The organism is Singulisphaera photorubra (genome assembly GCF_045290345.1).
Classification (GTDB): Bacteria; Planctomycetota; Planctomycetia; order Isosphaerales; family Isosphaeraceae; genus Singulisphaera.
The window spans coordinates 3,823,511-3,848,060 of sequence record NZ_CP155447.1 but is presented as its reverse complement, the minus strand read 5'-3'; the positions used below and the strand labels follow the sequence as shown (position 1 = coordinate 3,848,060).

Genomic DNA, 24,550 nt, shown 5'->3' with positions numbered 1-24,550 from the left:
ACGAAGACGGATTGCCCAGGTCGGGGGTACTGATCGATGACTACCTGGTCGACGACCTCCGCAGCCGATAGACCTTTCCCCCGGGGCGACAGATCGAGCCAGCTCCAACTCGTCGATTCGGTTGGAGGCGTTTTTGAAGTCCAGACCTCGCAGGTCGGGAATCTTGACCTGCTTCTGATCCTCGGCCGCTTTCGCAAATCTCCAATACGCGACCAGGCCGCCCCGGGCGACAGCAACTCCGGGCCGTGGGGCCTGCAGGGAGACCATTTCGGGATCGATCTCCTCTCTCCAGGTGGAGGGGGGACAGATAAAAGACGCCACTGACCCCTTGCAAGTCGGCAAGTCGAAGGAGCTGTCGAACCTCGACGGAAGTCCGTCCCGTCAAATTCGGGACCCGGCTGCCCTCCGCAGCTTCCTGCGCCGAGGTCGAACCCGCACCCCAAAGGCATCCCATCAGCACCACTATACAAATTTTGACCTGAAAACCATTGTACAATTTTGACTGTTGATTCATAAAATCAAATCCTATGGACGCTTGAATAAGCCCAAGCAAAACGCACCCCCGATTCATCATAAATCCACGAACAAAAGGCCCTTTCAATCGATTCTGCCGCAAGGAAACCGGGCCGTCTGTCTGCCCCAGAGGCCGAAATTCGCGGGAGAAACTCGTTCCCACGCTCGGCGTGGGAATCAACGATCCGCGAAAGAGCTAAAGCACCGATGATTCTTGCGGTCTCCGCCACGGATTGGTTTGCAGTAGCACGGCCGGCCCGGCCGTAATTCCCGCGGGGTCGGCGTAAGTCTGAGGAATGGCCCTGGGCCGAGAGGGGATACGGCCGGGCCGGCCGTGCTACTGATTCGACCGGGCCGGGAATCCCGCGGGATTCTCGCCCAATCGCGGATCGTTGGTGGGAATGCCGTTCTGGCCACTCCGCGGCCCTACCTGCCGAGGGAAGACGATGCGGAGCGTCGCGGACGGCATTAACACGCAGAGTGTGGGAACGAGATCCCGGTCTCCTTGTTACAGTCTCCTTCAATCCCGTCAGGAGGAAATCCTTGTTCCTTTCCCGGAAGGGCGACACCTTGGTGCATCGTTTCCAAAATTCTCCCAAGACACATTCTTCTACAACGCCCCGTGCAGGTGATTCGGTCTCCATGCTCCGAGCGTCATCCGCCCGTAAACCGCTGTAGAGTAAGTTCTGCAATCCTCGCAGAATCGTAACAAAGATTGCGTCACTGCAATCGAGGCTACGCTGGGACAAGAAAAATCACCTGACCTGCAACGCCGCAAGCGGCCATACCAGGCTGGAGGTGATCCGATCCCTTGGGAAGTGGGAAAACCGGATCGAAGTCCACCTCCTGCCGGTGAATCCTTCGCCAGACCTGTCACTTCATCGAGCGAGTGCGGAATTCTCGATACAAAGCGCTGAATGAATGAAAGGATCAGGTCAGGTCGTTACCGGGTGGGGCTGCCGAACCCGATCCGGATCGAGCGTTTGGCAACCCCGAGGCCCAAGTTTGCCCCGGACACTTTCTGATGAGAAAGTTTCCATTGAGGTCGACGTGCGACTCCCCGCATCGTGTTCCCTCTTCGGGAGCTCAAGGGGAAGTCTGAGCACGGATCTCTACCGGAATCGAGGCAGTGGCCGACTCGTTGCGACGAGTGATCGGATGCTGGACGTCGACCTCGAAAGGACGGGCAATGCTATTGCCCGCCAGGTCTTCGAGGGTGGTGTCAACGATGACCTGGAACCGGCCGGATGGCCATGGACGATCGGGGTGAAAGTTCCATCGAGTCGCCGAGACATTCACCTCAACCCGGCCCGGCACGTCCTGATTCTCAGGGTCGAGCACGGAGAGGGTCCGGTTCAGCATCGCGCGATCGAGCGGCTCTGGAAATTCCAGCGATAACGGGTCGGAGGTTCGTGCCGCAGGCGCCTTGACGATCCAGTTCTTGGGGTCGGGCTGAGTCTCATCCGCGGGGCCGGTCTTGAAGGGTTTCCGAAACGCCTCACGCAATGGATGGCCCGTCGCGTCGGACCACTTCCGATCCACGACCAGCGTATACGATTTGCCGGCCTCGAGGATCGGCCCCAGATCCTCGCGTGGTTTGAGGCCTCGCTTGATCCGCCCAGGGTCGAGCAAGAGCGTCAGTCGGGTCCCGGACGGATCCCAGAGCTCTTCACCCAGTTCCAGGAATGGGACGTCGAGCTTGCGACCTTGGTCATCGAGCAGGGACGCTCGAGCATAGGCTTCGCCCCGGCTCATCGGCGCGGAGAAATGGAGATAGAATTTGAGCAAATTCTCAGGCAGGCGATCGCTGGCGGGATCGACCCGGACGACGAACGCTGGCGGTGGTGGAGGCGGTAGCGGTCTTGTGAACTCGGTGACAACGTCCTTCAGGCCTTGATACGGCTCCAGAGGAAGCTGAGAGGGACGGAAACGAGCGCGGTGCCTGAGCCCGGGCTCCAGTGTGAACCGGGGCTCGAAGCGTAACCGAGGGCCGGCCACCCGGTACGTGCCCTGGATGGGGGGCCTGTCGTCCTCCCCGTCCTGAGCCGCTCCTTCTGGAGCGACCGTGACGGTGAAGGCCTTCGACCAGGCGAACGGCGTCGGTTTCACCTGGCTCAACGCCGAGAGGGCGGCCAGGTCGGTCGGATCGATCCCGTCGACCTCTACGGCCGACGGTGTCGATCCCTCACCGGCCTGCCAGTGAATGACGAAATTCGCCTGCCGCGCCGGACTTGAAACGTCAGGCGCGGCGGCGGCAAGCAAGGCGATCGTCACGCAGGGGACGAGGCGTAAGCTCAAAGCGGTCATGGCAGCGCGATGGTCTCGAGGTTTTGCGCACCGGCCGGGGTCTGCACGAGGATCAACGCATGGTTCTTGTCGAGTTCATCGAGCTGGGTGACCCCCTTGAGGTCCTCGATCTTCTCGTAGGCGATTCCATCCGTATCGCTGACCTTCTTGGTGATTCCCTGCTGGGTCTCGACCTTTTCCGTGGGAATCTTCATGACCCCTCGGCTGCTGTTCGTCAGCAACAGGAAGTCTTTGCCATCCTTCTGGTAGACGATCAGGTCGAGCGGCTTGTTGTGATTGCCAAGTTCGGCGATCGTCGTCCCCTTCACGTGCGAGCCCGGCTTGAGTTGAGCCACGGGAAGCTTGACCAGCGGGGTGCAGGTGTAGGCGGCGAGCAGGAACGACTCCCCCTTGATCTGGTAAGGGGCGAACGTCCGGACCGGCGAACCGGTTTCAAACCGGCCGTGGGCACCATGGTAGATCTCGACACTGGTTCCTTGCTCTCATCAGCAAACGGGTAGGGAATCGACAGCAGTCGGGAAGCAAATTCCTCGTTGGAAAGACCCGCGACGAAGACGCGACCATCGACGAATGCCAGGTCGGTGATCGCCTCGTTCTTGGCCCGCTCCTTCGTGGGTGGATTCGGCAGGCTTGCCTTGGCAAACGGCACGTTCTCGAGCGAGACGATCTCGGGCTTGCCCGAACGATCGACCCGGACGAGCACCGCCGAGGCATCAGGGCCCTTCCCTCGGGCGACGGTCAGGTAGGCCTTGCCCGAGGCCGGATTGACCGCGAGGTCGGTGATCACGATGCCCTTGGAGGTCGTTCCCAAGAGCGCGGCGACCTTCTCATCGATCCCGTCAACCTTCAGAGGTCCGCCCGCCGAATCGGCCTGAACGTCGGCCGTATCGACCGCGAAGACGGCCGCGCCTTGCGAGTCGGCAAGGAACAGGACGCCCTTCGGACCAAAGGAGAGCGGCCCCGCAGACTTCCAGTCAGGCGTCCCCTTGGACAACCCCGCGGCACCGGCGGATCCGGCCGCCATGACAACTGCGGCGAGAGCGGTCGAGACGATTCGCGTCTTCAGCATCGCTGTTCTCCCGGTGGAAACTCGAAGAAAAAAAAAACGGTCAACCTCTAGCCGTCCGTCTCAAAAGATCAATGCGTCAAGTCGACGATCTGAGGCTCGATTACGGCGAAAATCAAACCTTCACACCCCGGACGATACGCGACCCCGACAGGCGCTGCAACGAAATAGAGGCAAGAAGTCCTCACCGTCGTCGCCGCCCAGGGCCGCACCGAATATCTACTATTCCGATCGGAATTGCAACAACCGGTCGCCAACCTCGCCATACCTCCTGTTCATGGGCCGCTCATGTCCCCCAAAAGACGCAAACGCACTTCATCTCTTCACACCCGCGTAATCAACGGTAGATAAACTCGGCTCACTTTTTCGCGTTGTGGAACCGCGGCGTGACCTGCCCTGGCGATCGTGGCCGCGGTGGGTTATAGACAAGGCAGCCGTGGGGGAACGGTCCGAGACGGCTCTCAGCCCGGGCGGTTCCAAATCGTTCATGCTCTCCGAGGAGTGGTCACGATGGTCTGGTATTCTGGCTTACTAATGCTACTTCTGGCCGGGAGTCCGCCGGTGGAATTCATTTCGCACCGCGGCGAGTCGGCGGATGCTCCGGAGAACTCGATGGCCGCGTTCCGGCTGGCCTGGGAGCGGAAGGTCCCTGCCATCGAGCTCGATATTCACTTGTCGAAGGATGGAACTCTGGTCGTCTGTCATGATGCCGACACGAAACGAACCGCCGGGGTTTCCAAGAAAATCAAGGAGACCGATTGGAAAGTGCTGAGAACGCTTGATGTCGGGAGTTGGAAGGGGCCGAAGTGGTCGGACGAGAAGTTACCCAGGCTCGAGGAGGCCCTGGCGACGATTCCCGAGGGAGCTCGCTGCTTCATCGAGATCAAGGTCGGCGCCGAGGCCATTCCAGCCCTGGTGAAAGCGGTCCGCGAGTCGGGCAAGAAACCCGAGCAGCTCGTCGTCATCAGCTTCCAGGCCGATGCCGTCGCCGAATCCAAGCGGCAGCTCCCCGAGCTCAAGGCGTTTTACCTGTCGAGCTTCAAACAAGACAAGGCGACGGGGGCATGGACTCCAAGCGTCGATGACTTGATCGCCAAGGCCAAGTCCCTCAAGGCCGACGGACTCGACCTCGCGGCCAAAGGACCGCTCGACCGTGCGCTCGCCCAGAAAATCAAGGATGCAGGGCTCGAACTCTACGTGTGGACCGTCGATGATCCCGCCGAAGCGCGGAGGATGATCGACGCGGGCGTCAGAGCGATCACGACCAACAAAGCCGAATGGCTCAAGCAGCAGCTTGAACGCTAACCCATTCGCATTCACGCACGAAAAATCGCCAAACTGATTCTGGGAAGCGATCGCCTCGGCTCTCACCCTTTTTCCTGAGAGCCGAGGCTTGCCTCGATTATTATGAGCCGAACTGACGGAGACTGGCGACATCGACCGACCGCCGCCCGTCGCCGATTTCCTTGGCTTCGTCTCCGAGAATGGCCATGATCGTCATTCCAACCGGCACTGATGCACCGATCTACCACTGGCCATACGTCACGGTCGCATTGATCGTGCTGAACGTCGTCCTGCTGTTCGTCGCCCCACCCGCATCAATTGTCGTCCTGCTGGATGAAACCGGCGAGGGGATCGAGACCGTTGAAACGGTCTCCGTGTTCGATCGATATGCGCTGGCGTTGGGCGACGGCCACCTGCACCCGGTTCAATGGCTGACTCACAATTTCCTGCACTATGGAATCGGCCACCTGGCCGGAAACATGCTCTTCCTCTGGGCCTTTGGAATCGTGGTCGAGGGGAAGCTCGGAGCGATCAAATACCTACTGGCCTACCTGGCCATCGGCACCCTCCACGGCGCATTCGTGCAGATCCTCTTGATGAAATCAGGGATGGCTGGGCACGCGGCCGGGGCCTCGGCCGTTGTCTATGGCTTGCTCGCGACCTGTATGATCTGGGCTCCAAGGAACGAGTTGAACTGCACGGTCATCATGATGATCGGGCTCCGCGCTTTCGTCTCGCATTGGGATCTCTATTACACGACGGTCGCCTTGATCTATCTCGGCACCCAGATCTTCGGCCTGCTGGTCTGGGGATCGCTCGGCAATCAGGTCATGGTCACGGAAATCGGCCATCTCTCAGGCGCCTTTTGGGGCGCGGTGGTCGCCATTGCACTATTGAAATTCCGACTTGTCGACTGCGAAGGATGGGATGTCTTCACGCTCCGCAGAAAGCGGGCCAAGCTCGCTCGCGAATGGAACCGGCGCGGGGAACGGCACGATCGTGACAAGCAAGTCCTCCGCTCCAGTCTCAAAGCCAATCAGAAGGCCAAGGCTCGCGATCAAGGGCCGAACGCCGAGGGTTCAGGGGATGACCCCAGCGCAGCGGATCGCGCGGTCGCTGCCGTCCGGCGGGTCCGTTCCCTCATCGACAAGGGGGATATCGCCGGCTCGCTGGTCGCCTACGACAAGTCGGCACGAACGCTGGTCAACTGGCCCTCGCAGCCCGACCTGATCGGATTGATCAAGGCCCTCGGCTCCTGCGGGGCCGAGTCGGACTCGATCCGCCTGATGCGCGACCACTGCCGCTACTACCCCGACGCGTCGGGCAGAGTTCGCCTCAAACTTGCGCAAGTCTTGATTCGCGACCGCCAGCGCCCTGCCGCCGCCCTGCGAGTCCTCGAAGAAATCGCGCCCGGCTCACTTCCCGCCGACCTCGAGACGGCCCGGCAAAAGCTCGCGTTCCAGGCGACTCGCATGTGCGAGGAGGGCGTGCTCGAGCTTGAGGAGGACGACTAAACCCGTCCCCTTGAGTCTCGTTTTCAGCCGTCTCGCCCGGCCCGAATTGCTGCGCTCGGCCCCTCAACGTCGAGGCTCGACGGCGTCGAAGCCATCAGCCTTGGCCGGGTCGGACGGCCCACGGCCTCATCGAACCCGCGGGACATGGCCCGCATGAGAACGAGGGCCCCGGTGGCTTGGACCAAGGTGCTGATCAGCCAGAGCGCCAACAACAGCCGGGCTTCGAGTCCCGGCTGGTAACTGGTCGGACTCGCATAGCTGGGACTGACGCTCCCGGAAACAATCGCATGGATGTCTTCGTAAGTAAACAGCGAGCTAAACGCAAGGAACGGAGGCGAAACGGCCGCAACAAAAACACTCCAACGCCCTGGCAGCACAATCGCCACCACGCAGAGGTAAAGGAGATACGGGAGTACGGCGCGGAGATTCATTTTCTCCCGACCACCTCGGGTCATCAAGCAGGCGTAAACGCCGGTCGCCGCGGAGAAGCTCCCGGTAACCATGATCCCGACCATGGCGGCCACGAATCCGAGTGGGTGGATCGAGCCAGCGATGGTGCCCACCACCCAGAGTGCGACCATCAGGCCAAGTGCGGCGCGAGACTTGACGAACGAGCCCAACATCTTCGCCCGCACAATCTCCCATCCCGAGAGCGGGGTCGCGATCAGGCCGGACCACGTGTCACGTTCCCGCTCCTCCCACATACTCTCGAGCACTCCGGCGAACATCGCACATCCATAAAACGCCGAGAAACAGGCCGTACAGCATCGCAGTGCCAGGTTGAATTCGAGTCGGGCCTGGCCTGGCATCGGTCCCGCGGTCAGCCCGGAAAGGATCTCGACCAAGACTCGGGCGAACGGATTGATCTCCGGCATGGTGAAGGCCTCGCGAGCGACCCCGTAACCTCGCTCGGCCAGTTCTTTGAAGGCTGGGACCGCGAACCAAGCCATAACGACAACGAAGGACCCAATCCAGCCAATATTAATCACATGCCCAACAAAACGGGCAAAACGGCTCGCGGTCCGGTTGGAATAGATCGCGTTCCAGAGCACGGGATCATCGCCGCATGGAGGGCGTGGTAAACGCCACTTTGTCGCGCGGAGGATCCTCAACCCGGCAATCCGCGTCTCATCGTCATAGTGGGCACGCGATCGAGGGCGAAGTTGCCAGATCGCCCATGTGATGAGCAAAAGGCCGCCAATCAGCTCCAATCCGATCATCCGCCAGATCGCCTCGATCGGGCTTCCCAGCCGGACCATTCCGCTCAAGTTGGCGAGGATTCCGAACGGACTACTCGAGAGCATCCCCCTGGCGAACTGGACGATCCATGCTGGCCCGGACGGCCAGAGGCGTGGCTTCACGATCAGGACAAAAACCGGCAGAATGATCCAGAGACAGAACATCGAGAACGCCAAGGCAATCGCGCCACGCGACGTCCTCGCTACGATTGAGGCCACCACTGCCATTGCGGCCATGGCGAAGGCCGTCGACGCAAGGCCCGCCCCGGCGAGCATGATCAAGCGAGGGTCGACACCCCCGTAGAGGATCAACAAGACGGCGACCGGCACCAAAGTGGCAGTTCCATTCGCCCAACGCACCAGACCCGCTGCCAGGGTGCCCAGGACAATCTCGGCGGCGGAGAGTCGCGTCGTCAGGATCGCATCCAGCGTTTTCCGGTCACGTTCCCGCGCAATGGCCCTCGAAATCGGGCACGTCACCAGGCCAATGATCACATACCAAAGCACCGCAATCGTCAGAACAAAAAGGGTGTACGCGAAACCCGAAACACCCGCGAGCGAATGCCGATCCCACCCCTTAAGATCCCAGATCCAACCAGCGCACAGGATGACCGAAAACGCGAACGCGATCGCCACGAATCGATCGATGAACACCGTCTCTCGTCGCGTCTGGAGGATCAACTCACGTTCGAGAATCGGATTCATTCGCGTATCCGCATCCTTGGCGAGAGCAAACGACAAACGTAATAGGTCTTTCCATTAAACCGATTGAGCTGCCACGTGACAAGGTCGTGTTGGCCGTTCTCGTGAGAATTCTCGGGAAAGCCTTGGCTCCATTCGTTTCAGAGCGATGAACCTCAAAACAATCTAAAACCATAAATACAACGACATCTGCATTTTTCAACTCGTTGAATTATCTGTTTCAGGGAAGGATTAGGAGCGACTCGGGCCATCGGTGTCATGGAGACGTGCCGGTCATACCGGTCGACCCTCATGAGCGACGTAACCCGCATGGTTCCCCCGACGAGACCAGGCCAGGTGATACGCAAAGTCGGTATCAGGAAGGGACTCATTGCGGCACGCCGACTGCGGTCTCTGTCTATCCAGCCGCCTGGAGCGGCAAACGTCATGGCGAATTCCGGTCCAGGACGATCCGTAACGAATTGAGAGGTCTGAACATGCTTTACACAGTCGCAAGTTGGGAGTGGACATCAGGGGAACCCCTCACGCCGGCCATGGCAAGAGAGGGCCTGAGTCGTTGGAGGCCCAAGACCGACAGGATCGCTGCCACCGGCCCGATCGTTGCCGTTGCCTTACGGTATGATGGGACACGCGGTCAGGTGGTCGCTGAAGGCGTGACGGCCCGAGGAAGTTGCGGCCCATGGTCAGCGCCTGCAATCGTCGATGCCTTGGGATCCGTGATGGTCCTGGCGGCGATTCCGGCCTCCCTTGTTCGAGTGATCGGAACCGCCGAGATCCGGGTTCATCCAGGGACCAGGTCGGCCGTCCCTCAGGCCCACGTCGCTGTCGGGCAGACGGCGCCAATCGGGCGATTCCGGATCGCTGCAGGGCGCGTTCGCTCCCCAAAGCGCCCGCGTTTCTTCTCGTTCGGAAAGTCGGCATCCCGCCTCGGGCCAACCCGCGCAGGCGTGGGAACGCCTCGACTCAGGGGAATCGCTCAACCGGAAGCGTGGGAACAGGTCAAGGAAGCGGCCGCCACGGCATCCGCAATCCTCCAGAGCGAGGTCGACGGTCACCATGGTTCCCGGCCACCGCCAGGGATCGCGCGGCTTTACGCCTCAACGAAAGCGGAATGGCCGTGATCGGGGCCATCGGCATCGGCGACTTCCCACCCCACTCCGGCCCTGCGATCGAGTGACAAGTCGAAGTTCGTCCGCTCCGCTTCACTCGACTCGCTCGCTCGGCAATCGTCCGAGCCACCACCATCACCGGCTTGAAGTCGTGCATCCTCTCCTGGCGGCACGTGATCAAGCTGTCACGTACCATGAGAAAACCCGGCGATGCCCCGTGGTTGTGATCACCACCGGCACGCCGGGCTGTCTCAGTCTCAGTTGTTAGACGTCAGCGGAGGAGGTGGGATTCGAACCCACGATAGGCTTGCACCTATTCCGGTTTTCGAGACCGGCCCTTTCAACCACTCAGGCACCCCTCCGAAAGAATCTCTGGCTTGCGTGCCGGCCGCCTGGATTGGAAGAACTGCGAGAGTAAGACACTGCAGTCTTCGGCCAAGATGCCGGCGGTGACTTTCGCCCGGTGATTAAGCCGAGGGTCAGTCACAAGTCGATAGAGGCTATCACATGCGCCTGCTTTGGGGTCTTTGGCCCCGTAGACAACGCGTGCAATTCGACTCTGAACAATCGCCCCCGCACACATTGGACACGGCTCGAGTGTGACGAAGAGAGTATAACCTTCGAGTCGCCACGTGCCCAGAGCGCGTCCTGCTAAAGTGAGAGCAATTCGTTCCGCATGCGCTGTCGGATCGTTCAGAGTCTCGCGTAAATTGAAGGCTTGGGAAAGGATATGCCCTTCCCTTGCCACAATCGCTCCGACCGGAACCTCACCGAGCGACATCGCCTCATGAGCGAGCGTCAGCGACCGGCGCATCATCTCCAGGTCCCAAGCACCTTCGTTCCTCAAGGACGATTCGGCAAGGTCCATGTCTCTTTGGCACCGGAAAAATCCAAGACAAGAGACGACCTAGCTTGACCCGAACCGACCGAAGAGGTGGGTTGGAAAGTTCCTGACCCACTCCGGTGGTTGAACCTACCGCATGATTCTAGCGACCTCGGGCTCGTTTGCAAGAGGAGTTGGCCCGCTGGCAACTTTCCCATGAGAACGTGGAACGAGGATCGACCAACGGGATGCCGAGCATGGCTCTGGGCAGATCGTACCGAGGCTCATTGAGTCCCCAAGCCCGTGCTCACTCCTTGCGTACGACGAGGGGAGGATATCTCGCCCACAAAACGGGCCTGTGGTTCACCAAGCGGCTGCAGTGTGGTCCGAGCGACGTTGACTCCAAGCCACTTATTCAAATCCCAGAGCCTGGCCATGCCTTCGGAGTCGCCGGTTGCAAGCTGAGTGCCGTCAGGTGAGAAGGCCACCGCAGTGAGCGACCGTCCCTTGCGAACCGAACTGATGACACGGCCTGAGGTCGCGTCGAGCAACTCGGCCACCCCATCCGCCCGCGCCACCGCAACCATGAGCCCGTTTGGCGAGTAAGCGATCGCATTGATCTCACACGGAACCGCAACCGTCGGTAAGGAGCACAAAAAAGCCCCACTTTTGGCATCCCACACCCGTACGATCCGCTCTTGATACGAAAGTGTCGAGATCCGTGAACCGTCGGGAGAGAACTCCATCGCCACAACCGCCGCCAGTGGAGTTTGCACCGAGGCGAGAGTTTGCCCCGAGGCCAGATCCCACATGGTCAGAGCGCCCAGCGAGTCGGCCGCCGCTAAAACACGGCCGTTTGGCGAGAACGCCACGTTGTTTACGGGGCGGAGTTGGCCAAACCAAGTCAACGGCTGGGCGTCAATCTGATCCCAAATCACGATGCGACCACAGAACGTACCCACCGCAATCAATCGACCGTCCCTGGATATGGCAAGACTCCGAAACGCTTCAGTGTCGAGTTCGCTGGAGCCGGACAAGACACCGGTTTCCCAATTCCAGCTTCGGACGAGGGCATCCTTGCCCACGAAGGCGAGGCTACTGCCGATCGGCGAAAATACGAGCTGCCGAACGGAACCCACTGGCCCCTCTTGAAGCGTTTGAGACTTGCCCGTCGCCAGGTTCGTTAAACCAAGCCCACCCGCGATCGTGGAAACCGCCAGGCGACTTCCTTCCGGAGAGAAGGCGAGTTTACAAATTCTCGTACCATGCGATTCTTTGCTGAGTTGAGCGGCCGGCTCCCCCTTCAAGTATGTCGAAGACTCCTGGTCCTCGCACATTTGAGCCAGACTGAACCTCAACACGGCAACCATCCCCGCAAGCATCACGACCCATCCCATCGCGTGAAAAAACCGTGCAATCGCCTTCCTCGCAAGGGCGTTATACCAATCGCCGTATAACCCGTAACACCCCCTCATTTCTTGTCTCCATCGCTTACCTAAGAGACAATACACTCCCAGAAGATGAACACGATTTCTAACAGGGTTCACAACGTTGTGGAACCCTCTCTCAAGGAACCACGGGAGGAGGGCCCATGTTGAGGCGTTATCTTTTTTGAGAGACGAGTCCCCAGATTACCGGGAAGACGAGTCAGGCCGCTCACCGGGTGACCTCGAAGCCAGTCCCCTGATCGCCCTGCTCCCGTTTCCTCTTGCTGCCTCAAGGGATGCCCGCAAGTCAACCAAGTTGTCAATCTACCAGGGAAAGTGAGAGTGAGGCATAAGCAGGGCCTGCCTTATGATCGCGCAAACGATATTCTCACTCCCCTCGAGGCCGGGGTCCAAGTCGATCCCGACCTGGAGCCCAGCATCGTGTGGGGAGCCGACGGGCAGGCGGGGTACGGCGGCGGGGGCGCCGACCAGTTGCCACCTTCGGTTGATCATCTCCGCCGACTGATCTTACGGGATCGTGGCGAAGCCGGTGGTACGTCGCCTACGGTATGAGACGAGAATCGGCCAGCTCGAATGCTATGAAATCCCGAGCAGTGTAGTATAAGGGAAGGTGGGTATCGTCTATACCTCGAACAGCTAAGGGCCGTCCACCTACACCAGACTCGTGTGCTCTCCAGCCCGAGATAACAAGGAGCCTCCTGGTAAGGTATTGTCGATCGAGCATCTCGCGCTGGCCAACTTCGCCAGCCGCGCCATCGGCGGTGCGGACGGCCCGGGGGCGATGTCGCAGGCCAAATCATCACGGTCGTCCAAGAGACTTGCGCACGATCCAGACCATGTTCACTGGAATCTCATTCCTTTTGCATGGCTGACCGGTTACATTCATTCACCGCTGGATTGGACGACGTTCGGACATGCCTGCGGAGCCTGGTGCCGAAAACGTCTGGGACAAGGGGTTATGCGATGAGGATGTTGCCCTGGCCGTGCGCCCTCGTGGCGGTATTCGCGCTCATCGTCCCTTCCCGGGCTGGAATGGCTGTCGAGCCGACGCCGCTGGAACGAGGCATGGAGCTGTTCGTCCGCGAATGGATGCCGGACGACTCGCGCAGTCACAACGGTGACGGCTTGGGGCCGGTCTTTAACGACAGCTCGTGCGTAGCCTGCCATAACCTGGGAGGGCCTGGAGGCGGAGGCCCGGCCAGCAAGAACGTGGATTTGCTCTCGGCCATTGCCAGTGGTCAGGATCAGGCCGATGAGGGCGTCCCGGCCGGAGTCGACCTGGGCTTGAAGGCGCCCAACGAGAGTCAGATCGGTGCGCTGAGACAGGCCGGCTTGCGACTCCTCGGCAATGGCCAACGCGACGAGGGCAAGAAGAAGCCCCGGGAGGCCAACCTGGACGCCCTGACGAAGGTGCACGCGGGCTTCCGATCGTCAAAAAGCGTGGTCCTGCACCGATTTGGAACTGACCCGAGCTATGCAGACTGGCACAACTTCGTTCTGGGCGCGGGCCCAAACCCTCTGGATATCGAAGCCGGGGGGCGTCTCGCGCACGGCCGCGGCCCTGCCGAGGTCGAGTTGGCGACGGCTCGACAGATGGTGGGGATCAACGGCGCGATGATGGGCGGGCAGAACGTCGGTGGGTTCACGCTGCTCCGTTCGCAGCGCAATGCGACCGCGCTTTTCGGCGTCGGGGCGCTCGACGCGATTCCGGATTCGGTCATTGAGGCAGCGGCGAAGGTTGATCATCCGGAGTTCCCTCGCGTGCATGGCCGACCGGCGAGGCTGCCGGGGGGGAAGATCGGGCGGTTCGGTTGGAAGGCTCAGGTACCGAGCCTCTCCGAGTTCATCCTGACGGCCTGCGCGGTGGAAATCGGCCTGGAAGTCCCAGGACGCTCGCAAGCCTCGCCCCCTGAAGCCCCAGCCTACAAGGCGCCTGGCGTGGATCTTTCGGCAGAGGAATGCGAGGCGCTGACGAAGTACGTGGCCAGTCTTCCCAGACCAGTCGAGTCCGAAGCGGGCGCGGGCAGGGAGGATCGCGCAGCCAGGGCCGGGCGCGATACCTTCGTGGCGACCGGCTGCGCTGCCTGCCACACGCCCAAGCTGGGGGATGTTGAGGGGCTTTATAGCGACCTCCTTCTGCATAATCTCGGGCCAGATCTGGGCGACAGCGGCTTTTACGGCGGGACCTTGCCCGACTCACCTGAGGATGGGCCCCCCTCGACCACACCTCCCCCGGATATCGCCCAGACGCCGCTGATCGACTCAATGCCAGCCGGTGACCGCAAGGAGATCGTCGGCGCGACTCGACAAGAATGGCGGACGCCCCCGCTCTGGGGCTTGCGTGACTCGGGCCCGTACCTGCACGACGGCCGCGCGGCGACGATCGAAGAAGCGATCGTGATGCATGGCGGCGAGTCCGTTGACTCGGTCACGCGCTATTTCAAGCTCACGGCCAGGGACCGCTGGCAGCTCCAGGCCTTTCTGAAGACGCTCGTGGCTCCGACCCCGACGAACGACCCCCTTGCTTCTGGGAGATAGGCGCTGATGCGTATCCTCCGCGATCTCGCGTTCGCGCTCCTGGGCGTCGGCATGCTAGGCTCCGCGTCGGCCATGGCGGCCGATCCCCCCCGAGGTGAGATCCGGCGGTACGTTGGGCATTCCGAACCGGTGACCGACGTACAGTTCCTGCCTGACGGCCACCGGTTCGTCTCCAGCGGCGGCAGCATGGGAGCCCCCTCCGTCGATGATACGGTGCGGCTTTGGGATGTCGAATCCGGCAAGGAACTGCTCAAGATGTCGGGGCACACCGACATCGTCCGTTGCGTCGCGGTCACGGCCGACGGCAAGCTGGCCATCTCGGGCAGCCAGGACATGACCGCGCGGGTCTGGGACCTGGAAACCGGCGCGGTCCGGCGGGTGCTCGCTGGTCATCACGCGATGCTCCTGGACGTGAAGCTCTCGCCCGACGGCACACGCTGCCTGACCGGGTCGTGGGACCTCGATCCGCTCATCCAGTGGGACTTCACCACTGGCAAGCCGCTTCGCCAGTTCGGCGGCAAGGACGCCCCGGTGATGGGCGTCGAATATCTGCCCGACGGCAAGCGTGCGCTGGCGACGTTCATCGACGGCAGCATCCGCCTGATGAATCTGGAAACCAGTGCAGAGATCCGCCGCTACACCGGGCATACGGCCAACGCGACGGACATCGAGCTCCTGCCCGACGGCCTGCGTTTTCTGTCCTCGTCCGCCGACGGCACTGTCCGACTCTGGGAAATCGAGACGCGCCGAGAGGTGGCCCGGTTCGAGGCGCACAAGGGATCCGCAAATCGGCTCTGCCTCACCCCCGACGGTCGCAGGGTGCTCTCCTGCGGCGACGACGGCAAGACCCGGCTCTGGGATTTGGAGACGCGGCGGCTGCTTCTCGACTTCATCACCGACTCCGTCAACCACGTCCACGGGGTCTCGGTCTCCCCAGACGGGCGCAGGGTCCTTACGGCTAACAGCGACTCCACGATCCGGCTCTGGGATCTTACGATGGAAGTCGCGCCTGCGGGCGGAGCGAGCGTCGCGAAGAAGGCGGTCGATCCCAATGCGCCTGACCCGAACGGCCACGACCTCGTCGTCACTTCCGTGGTCGTCTCGCCCGATGGCAAGACGCTGCTCACCTCGAGCTTCGACGGCACGGCCAAGCTTTGGGACCTGGCCAAACGCCGTGTCCGGATCACCCTGATCGGCCACACCGGCTCAGTCAACGCCGCCGAATTCAGCCCCGATGGAAAGACCATCGCGACGGCCAGCGACGACGACACGATCCGACTCTGGGACGCGAAGACGGGGGACTTCCAGACCTCCCTCGCCGGCCACACGCACGACGTCCACGCCCTGGCCTTCAGCCGCGATGGGAAATCGCTGGCCTCCGCCGGGGCCGATCGGACCGTCCGGGTCTGGAACCTTGCGAACGGCCGCGCCCGCTGGGTAGGGCAAGGCCACACCGATGACCTGCTCGATGTTGCTTTCTCGCCCAGCGGCCGGACCCTGCTGTCGTGCGGCCGTGACCAAACCTTGCGCGTCTGGGATGCGGAGACCGGTAGGGAACAGGGCACGATCCACGCGCAGAACAGTTGGGTCTGGAATATCGCCGTCCACCCCAAAGGAGACTGGGTGGCCACCTCGGGCTCCAGCGACAACACGACGGCCATCCGAGACTCCCTGGGCAACTCACTCAAGACCTTAAACGGCCCGAACAACGTCTTCGCGATCGCCGTTAGCCCCGACGGCAAGACGCTGGCAACCAGTGACACCGGCCCGCGCAACGAAAAGGCCCCGCCGGGCCGCATCCGGCTTTGGGACACCAAGACCTGGACCGAGAAAGCCGTCCTGGAAGGGCACCTCCAGGTCATCCAAGCGATGACCTTCACACCGGACGGCAAGACACTGATCTCCTCAGGAAACGACCGGACCGTGCGCATCTGGGACATTGTCTCGGGTAATCTCCAGGCGATCATCCCCGCCCGCTATACGCCCGGTTACGAGCATGGGGCCGAGTTTGCCCACTATGCGCCGACGACCGCGGTGGCTTACGCGCCTGACGGCGCGACTCTGGCCTCAGCCGGAGATGATGGGCTCGCCAAGATCTGGGGGATGCCCGAACGCGTTGAGCGCCGATCGCTCAAGGGGCATGAAGGCTCTGTGCTCGCGCTCGCCTACTCACCCGACTCCACGCTGCTGGCGACCGGGGGAGTCGACCAGACTGCGCGACTCTGGGACCTGGCGACCGGGCGTGAGTTGACAACGCTCAAGGGGCATGTGGCCCCGGTCCGTGGTATCACATTCAGTCCGGATGGCAAGACCCTTGCGACGGCAGGCGAGGATGCTGTCGTCAAGCTCTGGGACATCGCTCGCTCCAAGGAGGTCGCCGCGCTGACCCGCCACACCAGCCCAATCGACGCGGTTTGCTTCAGCCCCGACGGCAAGACGTTGGCCGCCGCCGGACGCGACTGGAAAGTCCACCTCTGGGACGTCGCCCGCCGACGCCGGACCGAGACCCTGGAGGCACACACCGCGCCCATAACAGCCGTCGCCTTCCGGCCCGACGGCAAGACGCTTGCCAGCGCCGGGGCTGATGGCTCGGCGATCCTCTGGGATCTGGAAAGCACCAAGGTCCGGTCGACGTTGAGGGGCCACCCCGGCGAGGTTCTCGCCCTGGCGTTCAGTCGCGATGGTAAATCGCTGGCCACCGCCGGCAATGGGGCGCTGGTCAAGCTCTGGGACCCCGAGACCGGTCGCTCCAAAGGCGCGATTCAACGATCGATCAGCAATCAGCCGATCGTCGGTCTGTCGTTCAGCCCGGACGGGAGCTTCCTAGCCACGGCGGGGCGAGACCGGCAGGTAACCCTCTGGAACGCGGAGCGACACCTGCAATTCGCTCCATACCAGGGGCTGGCGGGCCGCGTGATCGGTCTTCGGTTCTCTCCCGACGGCAAGACCCTGGCATCCGCGGGGACCAGCGATCGATCAGTCAAGCTCTGGGAGACCGCCGACGGCCGCGAACGACTGGCGCTCGGCTTTCACTCCGGCTGGGTCCATTCCTTTGCCTTCTCCCCCGATGGAACCATCCTGGCCTCGGCCTCCAATGGCTCGGATGGTGAATCGAAGGGAGATGCAGGCGAGGTCAAGCTCTGGGACACGGTCTCCGGCAAGGAATTGCCCTCACTCCGCCACACGATCAAGGGACCACGCGCCCTGGCGTTCAGCCCTGACGGCAAGTCCCTGGCCGTCGGCAATGACCTGAACACGGTCACGACCTGGGACCTGGTAGGACGGCAGCTCCTCAAGACCTTTCAGGGGCATCACGGGCCGATTCGCTCGGTTGTCTACGCCCCCGATGGCAAGTCCCTGGTGACGGCCAGTGATGACTCGCGAGTCGGCGTCTGGAACCCTCTCACCGGAGAGCTGGTGGAGATGCTGGCCGGCCATACCCGCGAGGTGACGCAGGTTGCGTTCAGCCCTGACGGCAAGACCCTGGCCTCAGCCGGGGAAGATCGGACCGTGCGGCTTTGGGACGCGGAGACCCGGCGCGAGCGTGCCTTGCTCACGGGTCCTGGCGTTGGCGTCCGCTCGATCTCGTTCTCGATCGACGGCAAGCGGATCGCCGCGTCCGTCCATGGCACCCCCAACGCCTGGATCTGGGAGATCGCCACTGGCCAGCCCTCGAGCAACCTGATCGTGCACGAGGACGTCAAGCAGGAATGGTTCAACTGCGTGGCGTATTCGCCCAACACGATGAGTCTGGTCACCGGCGGCGACTCGATCCGCTACTACGACATTCGGGATGGCAGCGGCCAGCTCGAGGTCTACAAGGCCCCGCCCCAGGGGGACGAGCTGGCTAGCCTCAACGGCCACACCGACATGGTACGCAAGGCCGAGTTCAGCGGGGACGGTCGCACGCTGGTGAGCCTCTCCAGGGATCGGACCGTGCGGCTCTGGGATCCGGTGACACACCAGGTGCGCGCGATCCTGGGCGGCAAGACCTTCGGTGCGGAGACCTTCAGATTAAGCCCGGACAGCAAGCACCTGGCCATCGTCACGGTGCCATTGTATTCGTCCCGGGACCATCCCGAGCGGACCGAGCGGACCGTGCGGCTATTCGACACGTCCGATGGCCGGGAACTGGGAACCCTGACGGATGAAAGTTCGTCCATCAGCCAACTTGCCTTCTCCCCCGACGGTGCAACCCTCATTGGCGGCGACTTTCAAGGACGCCTACTCCTCTGGGATGCTGCCTCGTGGAAGGCACAGGACGAGCTGGTCATTCCCAAGAACGAAGCTCAGGACGAACGTCAACGGGCTGTCGATCGGCTTGCATTCACCCCCAACGGCAAGACCCTGATCGCAGCCAGCTCCCGGGGCCGAGTGACACTCTGGGACATGCCGGGACGCAAGCTTCGAACGTCCTTCATGGCGACGACCCCCGACGACGAGAGCTTCACCGACCGCCCGCTCGGCTACCTCCGTGTCTCGCCCGATGGGACGACGATGGCAACCGGCGTCAGCCAGACGTTCGACAATGGCCGGTTCACGACCGGTGGGGTCCGGCTCTGGGACCTGGCGACAGGTCTCGAGAAGCCCGTCTTGATCGATCAGGTTGACTCCGCCAGCCCACCCGCGTTCTCACCAGACGGCAAGCTTCTTTCAACGGGCAATCGTGGCAGCACGATGTTCATCTGGGACCTAGCCACACGCCGCGCCCGCCCTCCGCATCTCGGCGGCCAGACCTTTCTGATGCTCCTCGCCTTCTCACCTGACAGCTCAACCGTGGTGGCTGGCTATCGCGACCAGTCCTTGAAGCTCTGGGACGTCTCCTCAGGCCGCGAGTTGAGGTCGTATCAGGGGCATCACAACCGAATTGAGTCGATCGCCTTCTCACCCGATGGCGCGACCTTCGTGACGGCCAGCGACGACAACTCGATCAAACTCTGGGACGCCCGCCCCAAGGCCCCTTGAGTGGGACTGCCGCAACCCCTTCGGTGCCCCTTCCTGCCCCTCAATGCTCCCACTCGCCTCCCTACGTTCGCCCTTGCGCTCCCCTTTCGGCCTGGAAACGAAGAAAGGGGTTACACCGTTTCCAGTGTAACCCCTTTGGCTTCATGGGCTTAGGTCAAGCCTTCCAAGAACTCCCCGACTAGGACTCGAACCTAGAACCTAGCGGTTAACAGCCGCTCGCTCTACCGATTGAGCTATCGGGGAATCGGCCCACTGAGCATATCGAGCCGAGCGGCCCGGCTCAAGGGCAAATCTTTCGAGTCTCACGAACGGGAAGAAAATAAAGAAGGAGGAAACAAAGATTCACCCACTTCGCGAATCAGGGCTTCGACGCTTCGATGAGCTTGAAGGAAACAAACTCTTCGTCACGACGAGCTGATTGACTATTCTTTGGTTGCGGTCTTCGCCTCGTGCTGCTCGATGGCCTTCTCGAGAATGCCGACAATCAGGGCATTCAATGACGCCTTGTCCTCTTTCGCCCAACTCGCCAGTTGCTCGTGCAAGACGGGGGGCATTCGGATCTGGAAATGAACCACGGTTTCTGGCATGGATTAGGCTCCTCTGCTCGATGGGATCGAAGAAACCATGCAGCAAGGGATGGAGTCAAGCCCCGCGGCGGCTGCATCTCGATTCTCGCGCGTTGGGGCATGCTCCCTTATTGTACCCGAAAACGGCGCAGGCTTTTAGAACATTTTCTTCACGACATGATCGAGATCGCAAATTAGGCGGGTCGGGGGGAATGACAGGGTGCGACCCGTCACCGGAACAGAACGATCACAGGAATGGGGTCCGCCGAGCGGGGCACGCAAACCGGCTCGGTCCGGAAAGACGAGACGAGTTACTGCGCAGTATTTTTTTTCAGTTTCTCCCGAGGGAACTCAGGGGGGACCGAGAAGAAGAATTCCCGTCTTTCACATCTCCCGAGGTCATGGCAATGGGGAAGCGCGAATCGGAGGAAGACCCGGCGGACCGAGCCGACGTTGGGATCGGGTCCGGCGTCGAATCTCGATCTGACGACGTGGTGCGTCAGTTCGTCGAGCACTGGGGGATGATGGCCCGCTCCTGGGGAATCAACGCGACCATGGGGGAGCTCTTTGCGCTCCTCTACATTACCGGCACCGACTGGACTGCGGACGGGCTCCGCGAGCGGCTGCAAGTTTCCCGAGGCAACGTCAGCATGAACCTGAGGGAGCTGATGGCCTGGGGTGTCGTTCACAAGGTCCATCGCCAGGGTCAGAGGCGCGAGTTCTATCGGGCTGAGACCGACGTCTGGACCTTGTTTCGCCGAATTCTCAGCGAGCGAAAGCGCAGGGAGCTTGATCCGACACTCGTCGTTCTCGAGCGAAGCGTCGCCACAATCCGGCTCGATCCCCAGCTCCGGGAGCTTGAAGGGCGGATTACTTCGCTCCGGCAGTTTTTTGACTTGATCAACGGGCTTGCCTCACGGCTCCTGAGCCTGGAGTCCGACGACCTGGAGGAACTCCGCCATCTGATCGAGTTTTCGAATGGCACCCTTCCGCCGGCCTAGCAAGATTCTCGAAGGAAATTCTTGTCGCATCGGCCGATAAGACCCTCAGGAACTCTGAATTTCGAGGTAATCGCGATAGAAACAAAGCGTCGCGACCCTCCGTCTTAACCTAACGGTAAGGCCTCAGGCTGCTCGTGTGCAATTCGACGGGAACATCCCAGGCGGATTTCGCGCCGGGTCATGGAAGAGCGATGCCGATTGCTCTAAACTAGACCGACGGGGGAGCGTTTATCGGTCGCCAGGGCGAGACGTCCGGCGTTGAACCGAATCCAAAAGCCCCTCGCCAGTCCGAACGTCCCTCGACGTCGGTTGTCGCGTCGACGCTCGACTTCGTGGTCTTTTCCACTACCCTCGTTGAATCGTCCGCGAACGAGAGGTATGTGCCTGACCTTGACGTCTCCTTCCCTGCACCCGCGCATCCGTTGAGAACCTCGCGCGGAGCAATTTTAGGCCCACCCTGAGCGGAGTCGTGTATGAGCACTGAGTCGGTGGATCAGTATTATCCAGGTCTGGAGGGAGTGATCGCCAACGAGACGGCGATCGCGAACGTGGAGGGTAAGGAAGGGGCCGGGGGACTGGAATACCGCGGGTATCGCATCGAGGATTTGGCCACCAGCGTCTCCTACGAGGAGACGGCCTTCTTGCTCCTCCATGGCGACTTGCCGACCGCCACCCAACTTCGCGAATTCGACGGCCGGCTCCGCTCCTCGCGTGCGCTTCCCCCCGCTCTCGTTGAGCTCTACCGCCAGATTCCGACCTCCATCCATCCCATGGACGTTCTCCGAACGTCCGTCAGCGTCCTCTCTCACTACGACCCCGAGGTCAACGCGCCACCGACCGACCACGCCGCGAACGTTCGCAAGGCGGAGCGGATGATCGCCCAGATGGCGACCGCCGTCGCCTTCCGCGAACGGATCAGCAAGGGGCTCGAGTTGATCGCTCCTCGCGACGATCTCGACCATTCGGCCAACTTCCTGAACATGGTCAATGGCCAGGTCCCCTCCGAAACGATGCGCCGCGCGTTCGACCTCTCGCTCGTTCTCTACACCGAGCACGAGTTGAACGCGTCCACCTTCTCGGCCCGAGTTACGGTCTCCACGCTCTCCGACATCTATTCGGGGATCGTCGCCGCGGTCGGGACGCTCAAAGGGCCGCTGCACGGAGGTGCCAATGAAGAGGCCTGGAAGGTCCTCGAGCAGGTGGGCTCCCCCGAGAACGCCGAGCGCTGGATTCAGGATGCCCTCGCCCGCAAAGAGCGAATCATGGGCTTCGGCCACCGCGTCTACAAGACCGGCGACCCCCGCGCCCGGATCCTCAAGGAATACTGCACTCGCCTCGCGGCCGAGTTCGGCGATGATCGTTGGGAACGAATCGCCGAGCCGATCGAGCAAGCGGTGACTTCGCAGAAGCAACTGCCCCCGAACGTCGACTGGCCCAGCGCTCGTCTCTACCACTACATGAACCTGGATATCGAGCTCTACACGCCGATCTTCGCCATGGCCCGGGTCGCCGGGTGGTCCGCTCATGTGATCGAGCAACTCGACCACAATCGGCTGATGCGGCCGAGGGCTCGCTACATCGGTCCTCCGAACCGTGAGATCAAGGCGATCGAGCAACGGTAAGGAGCGTGGCAGAGATCGACCTGATTTGAGTGTGGAACCGACCTGGGAGGCTGAGGCTGCGAATCGCAGCCTCAGCCTCCCTATTATTTTGGTTCTTTTCGAGCCGGGAAGGATTGACTGGCCCGCGTCCAGCCGCTTCCAGGGCCTCTCGAAGGGCAGTTTGGCCGAGGCCGCCCTTTTGGACTCCGCATGGAGAATCCCATGCAGGGGTCTGGACGACCCTGCATGGGATTCAAGAAAACCTAAGCGGAAAAGTCGTTACTTCACTTCTTCCTTTTCCATGGCCGGATCTTCGTTGGGGACTTCCGCGTCCGGAGCCTTCGGCTTCAGAGCGTCCGTATGCTTCTGGAGCAGATTCCTCATCGCACCGGTATCAATGGCTTCGGCTCGTCCCCGAGGCGGCGCGTTGTAGGAATAGCCCAAGAAGTTCAGGAGCCGGCCGATCAGCATCGGCCGCACACCATTGTCGCGGGCGATCCGGATCGCATCGGATCGTCTCTTGAGGAAGTCGGCATACTCGGCCGTCCCCAGATCTTCACGACGGTTCTGGTAAGTGACCAGCGGCGGCCGTTTGTCGGGGTCGTCGATGACGTACCACGAGTCGTAGCCGGAAATCTTGCCACGCTCTTTGCCGGAGTCGGGCGGAGGAAGGTCGTAATCAACGATTCCACCAGCCGCCTCGATCATTCGGATCAGATCCGCCCGGTCATCCTTGCCGTCCCGATTGATATCCATCTTGCCGATCAAGGCGAACCGCATCGGCTCATTCGGCGACCAGGCCGGGGAGTAGACGATGTCATTCACCCGGATCGGATCGATCGAGCTCTTCGTCTCGACAATTCTCGCAAGACTGTATTTGTCGTTGACGTAGGTCAGCTCGATCGTCGCCTTCGGCTTCTCGGTCGGAATTCCCGGCGAGCCGCTGTCGAAGATGGTCATCTGCATCTGGGGCCGGGCACCCATGCCATAGGTCAAGTTCGTGCGAACCTCACCCCGGCCATAGTCCACGTAGGTGATCTTACCGTCGGGACGGTCGAGCACGGTTTCCGTCTGCGCCTTGGCGTCGCGAAGGTCACGAACGGTCAAACGGAGGGCCTCGGAGTTCTTTGTCGACTCCTCCTGGTACTGGCGATGCTCCGACTTCAACGCGGCGATTTCGGTACTCTTGTTCTCGATCTCCGCTTCGGTTTCCGTCACCTTGTTGTGAAGGTCCGCGCGGGCCTGGACGTGCTTCGTCTGCTCGCCCTCGAGATCGGCTTTCGTGCTGTCTCTCGACTGCACGATCACGTCCATCTGCTGCTTGTTAACCGTGTTCGCCGCCTCGAGACTGCGCTTCAACTCGGTGTAGTTGGAGGCCAAAACCGCAGTCATGCGGGCCTGGTTCTTGAGCATGTCCTTGACGCGGCCAAGCGAAGACAAGAACGTCTTGTTCGGCTCGTTATTGTAAGCTGCCGAGAGGGATGTTGCGGCGGTCTTAACCTCATCAAGCGCAGGGTTGGAACCCCCAGCGGCCTGGACTTTGGAGACCATATCCACGACCATCGGACCAATCGCGGCGAGTTCGTCGTCGATCTTCTTCCGCTCGGTGGCGATCTCCGCTTTCACGGCCTCGTACTCTTGAGCACGAGAGCCAATCGCCTTCTGCAAATCTTCGGACTGACGAGTCGCTTCGTCGGCCGTCTTCTGCGCTGTCCGCATCTTCTCTTCGGCGGCGGTCAGCTTCTGAAAAGTTTGATCGTAGTTCGAATAGAGGAAGTAAGACGTGACGGCCAAAATCACGGTGAGCGACACGAAGGCCGCCACGGCGATCTTGAGCCCCTGAGACTCGTTAGCTGCAGCCATGGGTGAAGTCTC

16 protein-coding genes and 2 tRNA genes are annotated in these 24,550 nt (G+C 61.5%); 8 read left to right on the top strand and 10 right to left on the bottom strand.

Features of this window, described 5'->3' with window-relative positions:
- Positions 1 to 1,599 precede the first annotated feature (1,599 nt).
- The 3 genes from V5E97_RS14785 to V5E97_RS14775 are packed head-to-tail and all read right to left on the bottom strand — an operon-like array spanning position 1,600 to position 3,889.
- Positions 1,600 to 2,820 carry an Ig-like domain-containing domain gene (locus V5E97_RS14785; RefSeq protein ID WP_406700082.1) on the bottom strand — a complete coding sequence of 407 codons (1,221 nt, stop codon included), beginning with the start codon at positions 2,818 to 2,820 and terminating at the stop codon, positions 1,600 to 1,602.
- The gene (locus V5E97_RS14780) at positions 2,817 to 3,155 is read right to left on the bottom strand and encodes a hypothetical protein (RefSeq protein ID WP_406700081.1); all 339 of its coding nucleotides are present in this window, start codon (positions 3,153 to 3,155) and stop codon (positions 2,817 to 2,819) included. Before V5E97_RS14780 ends, V5E97_RS14785 begins: the two co-directional genes overlap by 4 nt.
- Complete coding sequence (locus V5E97_RS14775; RefSeq protein WP_406700080.1) at positions 3,125 to 3,889, bottom strand: hypothetical protein; 765 nt, start codon at positions 3,887 to 3,889, stop codon at positions 3,125 to 3,127. Before V5E97_RS14775 ends, V5E97_RS14780 begins: the two co-directional genes overlap by 31 nt.
- 507 nt (positions 3,890 to 4,396) lie before the next feature.
- On the opposite strand from V5E97_RS14775, the gene V5E97_RS14770 reads away from it, so the two are divergent.
- Both V5E97_RS14770 and V5E97_RS14765 read left to right on the top strand, forming a co-directional pair.
- Positions 4,397 to 5,191 (top strand): glycerophosphodiester phosphodiesterase, encoded by a 795-nt coding sequence (locus tag V5E97_RS14770; RefSeq protein WP_406700079.1) that lies wholly within the window; start codon positions 4,397 to 4,399, stop codon positions 5,189 to 5,191.
- 185 nt (positions 5,192 to 5,376) lie between these two features.
- Complete coding sequence (locus tag V5E97_RS14765; protein ID WP_406700078.1) at positions 5,377 to 6,684, top strand: rhomboid family intramembrane serine protease; 1,308 nt, start codon at positions 5,377 to 5,379, stop codon at positions 6,682 to 6,684.
- Positions 6,685 to 6,707: 23 nt separating this feature from the next.
- On the opposite strand, the gene V5E97_RS14760 is transcribed toward V5E97_RS14765, so the two are convergent.
- Positions 6,708 to 8,627 carry an ABC transporter permease subunit gene (locus V5E97_RS14760; protein ID WP_406700077.1) on the bottom strand — a complete coding sequence of 640 codons (1,920 nt, stop codon included), beginning with the start codon at positions 8,625 to 8,627 and terminating at the stop codon, positions 6,708 to 6,710.
- A 473-nt stretch (positions 8,628 to 9,100) separates the two neighbouring features.
- On the opposite strand from V5E97_RS14760, the gene V5E97_RS14755 reads away from it, so the two are divergent.
- Positions 9,101 to 9,745 (top strand): hypothetical protein, encoded by a 645-nt coding sequence (locus V5E97_RS14755; protein WP_406700076.1) that lies wholly within the window; start codon positions 9,101 to 9,103, stop codon positions 9,743 to 9,745.
- A 263-nt stretch (positions 9,746 to 10,008) separates the two neighbouring features.
- Here the strand turns inward: V5E97_RS14755 and V5E97_RS14750 are convergent.
- The 3 genes from V5E97_RS14750 to V5E97_RS14740 form a co-directional block, all read right to left on the bottom strand.
- A tRNA-Ser gene (locus V5E97_RS14750) sits at positions 10,009 to 10,095 on the bottom strand.
- The gene (tadA, locus tag V5E97_RS14745) at positions 10,074 to 10,601 is read right to left on the bottom strand and encodes a tRNA adenosine(34) deaminase TadA (RefSeq protein ID WP_406700075.1); all 528 of its coding nucleotides are present in this window, start codon (positions 10,599 to 10,601) and stop codon (positions 10,074 to 10,076) included. Before tadA ends, V5E97_RS14750 begins: the two co-directional genes overlap by 22 nt.
- A 239-nt stretch (positions 10,602 to 10,840) precedes the next feature.
- Entirely contained in the window at positions 10,841 to 11,917 is a 1,077-nt protein-coding gene (locus tag V5E97_RS14740; RefSeq protein ID WP_406700074.1) for a WD40 repeat domain-containing protein, read from the bottom strand.
- Between the two features lie 408 nt (positions 11,918 to 12,325).
- On the opposite strand from V5E97_RS14740, the gene V5E97_RS14735 reads away from it, so the two are divergent.
- The 3 genes from V5E97_RS14735 (at position 12,326) to V5E97_RS14725 (ending at position 19,507) form a co-directional block, all read left to right on the top strand.
- Positions 12,326 to 12,556 carry a hypothetical protein gene (locus tag V5E97_RS14735; RefSeq protein WP_406700073.1) on the top strand — a complete coding sequence of 77 codons (231 nt, stop codon included), beginning with the start codon at positions 12,326 to 12,328 and terminating at the stop codon, positions 12,554 to 12,556.
- Positions 12,557 to 12,967: 411 nt separating this feature from the next.
- Positions 12,968 to 14,542, top strand: a complete 1,575-nt coding sequence (locus V5E97_RS14730; RefSeq protein WP_406700072.1) for a di-heme oxidoredictase family protein — start codon at positions 12,968 to 12,970, stop codon at positions 14,540 to 14,542.
- Positions 14,543 to 14,548: 6 nt separating this feature from the next.
- A complete protein-coding gene (locus tag V5E97_RS14725; protein WP_406700071.1) occupies positions 14,549 to 19,507 on the top strand; it encodes a WD40 repeat domain-containing protein in 4,959 nt (1,652 codons plus the stop codon).
- 170 nt (positions 19,508 to 19,677) lie between these two features.
- Here V5E97_RS14725 and V5E97_RS14720 read toward each other — a convergent pair.
- Positions 19,678 to 19,750 (bottom strand) — tRNA-Asn (locus V5E97_RS14720).
- Between the two features lie 179 nt (positions 19,751 to 19,929).
- Positions 19,930 to 20,094, bottom strand: a complete 165-nt coding sequence (locus tag V5E97_RS14715) for a type II toxin-antitoxin system antitoxin (protein WP_406700070.1) — start codon at positions 20,092 to 20,094, stop codon at positions 19,930 to 19,932.
- A 386-nt stretch (positions 20,095 to 20,480) separates the two neighbouring features.
- Here V5E97_RS14715 and V5E97_RS14710 point away from each other — a divergent pair, with 386 nt between their 5' ends.
- Positions 20,481 to 21,074, top strand: coding sequence for a GbsR/MarR family transcriptional regulator (locus V5E97_RS14710; RefSeq protein ID WP_406700069.1), 594 nt, complete (start codon positions 20,481 to 20,483; stop codon positions 21,072 to 21,074).
- A gap of 473 nt (positions 21,075 to 21,547) precedes the next feature.
- Positions 21,548 to 22,696 carry a citrate/2-methylcitrate synthase gene (locus V5E97_RS14705; RefSeq protein WP_406700068.1) on the top strand — a complete coding sequence of 383 codons (1,149 nt, stop codon included), beginning with the start codon at positions 21,548 to 21,550 and terminating at the stop codon, positions 22,694 to 22,696.
- A gap of 258 nt (positions 22,697 to 22,954) precedes the next feature.
- On the opposite strand, the gene V5E97_RS14700 is transcribed toward V5E97_RS14705, so the two are convergent.
- Positions 22,955 to 24,538, bottom strand: coding sequence for a coiled-coil domain-containing protein (locus V5E97_RS14700; RefSeq protein WP_406700067.1), 1,584 nt, complete (start codon positions 24,536 to 24,538; stop codon positions 22,955 to 22,957).
- Positions 24,539 to 24,550: the final 12 nt, after the last annotated feature.

Coding starts and splice junctions, on each gene's coding strand:
- V5E97_RS14785 (WP_406700082.1), bottom strand. CDS start 2,820: ATGACCGCTTTGAGCTTACGCCTCGTCCCCTGCGTGACGATCGCCTTG.
- V5E97_RS14775 (WP_406700080.1), bottom strand. CDS start 3,889: ATGCTGAAGACGCGAATCGTCTCGACCGCTCTCGCCGCAGTTGTCATG.
- V5E97_RS14770 (WP_406700079.1), top strand. CDS start 4,397: ATGGTCTGGTATTCTGGCTTACTAATGCTACTTCTGGCCGGGAGTCCG.
- V5E97_RS14765 (WP_406700078.1), top strand. CDS start 5,377: ATGATCGTCATTCCAACCGGCACTGATGCACCGATCTACCACTGGCCA.
- V5E97_RS14760 (WP_406700077.1), bottom strand. CDS start 8,627: ATGAATCCGATTCTCGAACGTGAGTTGATCCTCCAGACGCGACGAGAG.
- V5E97_RS14755 (WP_406700076.1), top strand. CDS start 9,101: ATGCTTTACACAGTCGCAAGTTGGGAGTGGACATCAGGGGAACCCCTC.
- tadA (WP_406700075.1), bottom strand. CDS start 10,601: ATGGACCTTGCCGAATCGTCCTTGAGGAACGAAGGTGCTTGGGACCTG.
- V5E97_RS14730 (WP_406700072.1), top strand. CDS start 12,968: ATGAGGATGTTGCCCTGGCCGTGCGCCCTCGTGGCGGTATTCGCGCTC.
- V5E97_RS14725 (WP_406700071.1), top strand. CDS start 14,549: ATGCGTATCCTCCGCGATCTCGCGTTCGCGCTCCTGGGCGTCGGCATG.
- V5E97_RS14715 (WP_406700070.1), bottom strand. CDS start 20,094: ATGCCAGAAACCGTGGTTCATTTCCAGATCCGAATGCCCCCCGTCTTG.
- V5E97_RS14710 (WP_406700069.1), top strand. CDS start 20,481: ATGGGGAAGCGCGAATCGGAGGAAGACCCGGCGGACCGAGCCGACGTT.
- V5E97_RS14705 (WP_406700068.1), top strand. CDS start 21,548: ATGAGCACTGAGTCGGTGGATCAGTATTATCCAGGTCTGGAGGGAGTG.
- V5E97_RS14700 (WP_406700067.1), bottom strand. CDS start 24,538: ATGGCTGCAGCTAACGAGTCTCAGGGGCTCAAGATCGCCGTGGCGGCC.